The sequence below is a fragment of the Alistipes sp. CAG:29 genome (genome assembly GCF_000435435.1).
Taxonomy (GTDB): Bacteria; Bacteroidota; Bacteroidia; order Bacteroidales; family Rikenellaceae; genus Alistipes; species Alistipes onderdonkii.
Genome location: NZ_FR893429.1, coordinates 1 through 1,378 on the forward strand (window position 1 = coordinate 1; position 1,378 = coordinate 1,378).

1 protein-coding gene is annotated in these 1,378 nt (G+C 55.3%); it reads left to right on the forward strand.

Translation table 11 applies throughout. The features are described 5' to 3' along the window. Positions 1–1,378: TonB-dependent receptor domain-containing protein (locus QVP03_RS04005; RefSeq protein ID WP_288210630.1), on the forward strand; the 1,378-nt coding region annotated here is incomplete at both ends.

The following is a 1,378-nucleotide window of genomic DNA, read 5'->3' on the forward strand; positions in this document are numbered from 1 at the left end:
GGCGGTACGGACAAGAACCAGACCTATTTTTCCGCCGCATCGGTCAATTCCGACGGCATCATCCCCAACAACGAATACGATCGCTACAACTTTACTTTCCGCAACACCTCTTACTTTCTGAAAGATAAACTGCGGCTCGACGCCAGCGCCAGCTATATCTATCAGAAAGACCAGAACATGACCAACCAGGGCGTTTATTCGAACCCGCTGGTTCCGGCCTACCTGTTCCCGCGGGGCGAGAATTTTGACCTTTACCGTCGCTTCGAGCGTTACAACGAAGGGACGAAACTCATGGAGCAGTTCTGGAGTACGGACATGGAAGGCGGTGACTTGCGCATGCAGAATCCCTTCTGGATCAACTACCGCAACCTGCGCAACACGGACAAGAAGCGTTATATGCTGTCGTTTTCGGCCAGCTACGACATCCTCCCGTGGCTGAATGTCGCCGGGCGCGTGCGCCTCGACAATTCGAATTCGCTCTACACGCAGAAACTCTATGCCTCGTCGAATACGACCATCACCGACGGCGGCAAGAACGGCCATTATACCGAGGCCCGCGCTTACGACACGCAGACCTACGCCGATCTGATGGTGAACATCAACAAGACTTTCGGCGAGGATTGGTCTCTGAACGCGAATATCGGCGCCTCGATCAACAATATCAAGACCGACGAACTGTCGTACCGCGGCCCGATCCAGGAAAACGGCCTTCCGAACGTATTTAACGTTTTCGACCTCGATGACACGAAAAAACGTGCGGAAAAAACCGGCTGGCACGACCAGACCCAATCCATCTTCGCCTCGGTCGAAGTAGGTTGGAAACAGATGCTTTACCTCACGGTGACGGGGCGTAACGACTGGGCTTCGCAACTGGCCAATTCGCCCGAGTCGTCGTTCTTCTACCCGTCGGTGGGCCTTTCGTGGGTTCCGACGGCGACATTCAACATGCCGGATGCGATCAGCTATCTGAAGATCCGCGGTTCGATCGCCTCGGTAGGTATGCCGTTCCCGCGTCACCTGACGGTTCCGACCTACGAATACGACGCCACGAACAAGGTGTGGAAAGACAAGACGCACTATCCCATCGGCGACCTGAAACCCGAGCGCACCATCACCTACGAGGTGGGTCTGGATGCCCGTCTGTGGCAACACATCAATCTTTCGGCTTCGTGGTACCGGGCCGATACGAAAAATCAGACCTTCGACCCGTCGCTGCCGCCCTCGTCGTCCTATACGACCATCTACCTGCAAACCGGCCATGTCCGCAATACGGGTGTCGAACTCTCGCTCGGGTACGATAACCAATGGCGTGACTTTCGCTGGACGACGAACTTCACTTATTCGTGGAACAAGAACGAAATCCGCGAACTTGCGGCTA